4 protein-coding genes are annotated in these 3,809 nt (G+C 75.2%); 3 read left to right on the top strand and 1 reads right to left on the bottom strand.

Annotated features, from left to right (window positions below; translation table 11 throughout):
* Positions 1-176 precede the first annotated feature (176 nt).
* Both NH342_RS22290 and NH342_RS22285 read left to right on the top strand, forming a co-directional pair.
* Complete coding sequence (locus tag NH342_RS22290; protein ID WP_253018454.1) at positions 177-839, top strand: TetR/AcrR family transcriptional regulator; 663 nt, start codon at positions 177-179, stop codon at positions 837-839.
* Positions 840-946: 107 nt separating this feature from the next.
* Complete coding sequence (locus NH342_RS22285) at positions 947-1,183, top strand: DUF3107 domain-containing protein (protein ID WP_253018452.1); 237 nt, start codon at positions 947-949, stop codon at positions 1,181-1,183.
* A 133-nt stretch (positions 1,184-1,316) separates the two neighbouring features.
* Here NH342_RS22285 and NH342_RS22280 read toward each other — a convergent pair whose 3' ends face one another.
* The gene (locus tag NH342_RS22280; RefSeq protein WP_253018450.1) at positions 1,317-1,985 is read right to left on the bottom strand and encodes a ferritin-like fold-containing protein; all 669 of its coding nucleotides are present in this window, start codon (positions 1,983-1,985) and stop codon (positions 1,317-1,319) included.
* 209 nt (positions 1,986-2,194) lie between these two features.
* Between NH342_RS22280 and NH342_RS22275 the strand changes: the two genes are divergently transcribed.
* Positions 2,195-3,809: DEAD/DEAH box helicase (locus NH342_RS22275; protein WP_253018456.1), on the top strand; the 1,615-nt coding region annotated here is incomplete at its 3' end.

Raw genomic sequence — 3,809 nt, 5'->3', positions numbered from 1 at the left:
CGGCAGGGGTGCCGACGAGCGCCCGGCCGGGCGCGGCCCACCCGGACCGCTGGCGGCGGGGACGGCGGTGGCCGGTCGGTCGCCGGCGGCGCGGACGTCGTGCACCCGCGGGACGCTAGACCACCCCGACTGCCCGGGCACGACCGACCGAACCCGCCGGTAACATCTGCCGGGCCATGCAGCCCTCCCGACCGTCCGCGCCCGTCGACGACCCCGTCCGCCGGACCTCCCGCCTGCCCCGCGGCGCCCGCCGGCTGCAGCTGCTGCGCGCTGCGCAGGAGGTCTTCGTCGCCCAGGGCTTCCACGCCGCCGCGATGGACGACATCGCCGTCGCCGCCGGGGTCAGCAAGCCGGTGCTCTACCAGCACTTCCCCGGCAAGCGGGAGCTGTACCTGGCCCTGCTGGAGCAGCAGGTGGGCGAGCTCACCGAGCGCATGCGCGAGGCGATGAGCGGTACCGACGACAACCGCACCCGGGTCGACGGCGCGGTCGGTGCCTACTTCGACTTCGTCGACGCCGACGGCGAGGCGTTCCGCCTGGTCTTCGAGTCCGACCTGCGCAACGACGACGAGGTGCGGCGCATCGTCGACGCCGGCACCCGCGGCTGCGTGGAGGCGATCGCCGAGGTGATCGCCGCCGACACCGGCGTCGACCAGGAGCGCGCCCTGCTGCTGGCCTCGGGGATGACCGGCCTGGCCGAGACCAGCGCCCGGTGGTGGCTGCCCCGCAAGGGCACCGTCTCCCGGGACGAGGCGGTCGCCCTCATGAGCTCCCTGTCCTGGCGGGGCATCTCGGGGTTCCCGCGGATCGGCGACGCCGACCACCCCACCCCCTCCTGACGTCGTTCGCTGTCGGCGCAGCCCGCACCGGCACGCGCGGGCACGGGCTCGGCTAGCGTCGATCGGGTAGCGGCGCCGGCCGCCAGACCTGAGGAGGCATCTCCAGCGTGGAAGTCAAGATCGGTGTCCAACACTCCCCCCGCGAGCTGGTCATCGACAGCCCGAAGAGCCCCGACGAGATCGCGGCCGAGGTCTCCAAGGCCATGACCGGCTCCAAGGACGGGTTGCTGACCCTCGTCGACGAGCGCGGCCGCCGCGTCGTCGTCCCGACCGACCGGATCGCCTACGTCGAGATCGCCGAGGCCGACACCCGCCGCGTCGGCTTCATCGCCGGCGGCCAGTAGGCACGCGCAGTCGCGTTGCGGGTCCCGGCGGGACGGGGGCCGGAGGCCTCCTCCCGCCGGGACCGGGGCGGCTCGTCGCAGCCGGGGAACGGCACCTGGTCGCGGTGCGGTCCGGCGGACCGCGATGCGGTCGCTAGGGGTTCAGCCCGAGGGCGCGCATCCGGTCGCCGTGGGCGTCCATGAGGCGCTGCAGCAGGTCGGCGACCCCGTTGAGGTCCCCGGTCCCGGTGATGAGCAGGTCGGCCAGGTCGTCGCGGTCGGCGATGACGGCCTGGGACTGGGTGAGCGCCTCGCCCACCAGCCGGCGGGCCCACAGCGCCAGCCGGCCCGACAGCCGCCGGTCCGCAGCGATCGCTGCCCGCACCTCCCGGACGGCGAAGTCGGCGTAGCCGGTCTCGGCCAGCACGTCCAGCACCAACCCGCGGTCGGGGTCGGGCAGGAACGCCGCGACCTCCCGGTAGAAGTCCCGGGCCAGGCCGTCGCCGACGTAGGCCTTCACCAGCCCCTCCAGCCAGGTGCTGGCCCGCGTGCCGTCGTGGAAGGCGTCCAGCGGCCCGGTGAAGGGCGCCATGGCGGCGGCCGGGTCCAGGCCCAGCTCGCCGAGCCGGTCGCACAGCCGCTGGTGGTGGCCGATCTCGGCCGCGGCCATCCGGGCCAGCGCCGCCCGCCCGGCCAGCGTGGGCGCGAGCCGGGCGTCCTCGGCGAGCCGGTCGAAGGCGGTCAGCTCCGCGTAGGCCAGGACCCCCAGCAGGTCGACGACCGCCGGCCCCGCCGTGCCGTCCCCCGCGTCCACCGAGCTCACCCGGGCACCCCCTCCACGCCACCGGACCCGGCCCCCGGCGGGGCGGGCGCGCCCGCGCACCGGCGCGGGACCTGTGCGGACCGTATCCCGAGGTAGCATGGGCCGCGGCGAGCCGCACGGCTCGCTCTCCGTGTGCGCTGATGACCGCTGGACGACGACCGCCGGCCCGCCTGACCGCGGGTGCACCACGGTCGGTCTCCCGGGTGAGGATGCCCCACGACGCCCGGTCCGCTGGCCGCGTCGGCGCTGGATCGAAGAGACGACCGGGCCGCAGCGCGCACCCACGACGCCGCAGCGGCCCCCTCCGGACCGAGGCGAGAGCACTGACCAACCTGGACCAGCCCCACGACGAGAGCACCACCCTGCAGACCCCCGAGGTCGACCACGCGGAGACCGGTGCACCCGACCCCGAGCAGCTCGAGCAGCAGATCGACGACCTGGGCGGCGCCCCCGTCACCCCCGACGCCCCGCTGTTCAGCGACTTCGACGTGCACCCCGACATCGTCGCGGCGCTCGCCGACGTCGGGATCACCCGCACCTTCGCCATTCAGGAGCTCACGCTGCCCCTGGCGCTGGCCGGCAACGACCTCATCGGCCAGGCCCGCACGGGCACCGGCAAGACCCTCGGCTTCGGCGTCCCGCTGCTGCAGCGGGTCACCCCGCCCGCCGAGGGCGGCGACGGCGTGCCGCAGGCGCTGGTCGTCGTCCCCACTCGCGAGCTGTGCGTGCAGGTCTCCCGCGACCTGGCCGCCGCCGGCTCCCGCCGCGGCATCCGGGTGCAGGCCATCTACGGCGGCCGGGCGTTCGAGCCGCAGGTCAGCGCGCTGCAGGCCGGCGTCGAGGTCGTCGTCGGCACCCCCGGCCGGCTGCTGGACCTGGCCCAGCAGGGCCACCTGGTGCTCGGCAAGGTCCGCGGGCTGGTGCTGGACGAGGCCGACGAGATGCTCGACCTGGGCTTCCTGCCCGACATCGAGCGGATCCTCGCGATGGTCCCGGACCAGCGGCAGACGATGCTGTTCTCCGCGACCATGCCCGGCCCGATCGTGACCCTCTCGCGGTCGTTCATGAGCCAGCCCACCCACATCCGGGCGCACGGCAACGACGAGGGCTCGACGGTCCCGCAGACCACCCAGTTCGTCTACCGCGCGCACAACCTGGACAAGCCGGAGCTGCTCTCCCGCGTGCTGCAGGCCCGCGACCGGGGTCTGGTCATGGTCTTCTGCCGCACCAAGCGCACCGCGCAGAAGGTCGCCGACGAGCTGGTCGACCGCGGCTTCGCCGCCGCGGCCGTGCACGGCGACCTCGGCCAGGGCGCCCGCGAGCAGGCGCTGCGCGCGTTCCGGTCGGGCAAGGTCGACGTGCTGGTCGCCACCGACGTCGCCGCCCGCGGCATCGACGTCACCGGCGTCAGCCACGTCGTGAACTACCAGTGCCCCGAGGACGAGAAGACCTACGTGCACCGCATCGGCCGCACCGGCCGGGCGGGCAGCACCGGTGTCGCCGTCACCCTGGTCGACTGGGACGACATCCCGCGCTGGCAGCTGATCAACAAGGCGCTGGACCTGGACTTCACCGACCCGCCGGAGACCTACTCCACCTCGCCGTGGGTCCACACCGACCTCGACGTGCCCGAGACCGCCACCGGCCGGCTGCCGCGAGCCCAGCGCACCCGCGAGGGCCTGGACGCCGAGGCGCTCGAGGACCTCGGCGAGACCGGCAAGCGCCAGCGCGGCGGTGAGCGTGGTGGGCGCGGTGGCCACGGTGGCTCCTCCGGCCCGGGCCGCGAGGCCGCGGCGGACGAGACCCCGGTCGTCGGCCCGCGCA

It is taken from the genome of Klenkia sp. PcliD-1-E, from assembly GCF_024124375.1.
Classification (GTDB): Bacteria; Actinomycetota; Actinomycetes; order Mycobacteriales; family Geodermatophilaceae; genus Klenkia.
The sequence above is the reverse complement of the archived record's forward strand: the minus strand, read 5'-3'. Positions and strand labels throughout refer to the sequence as shown.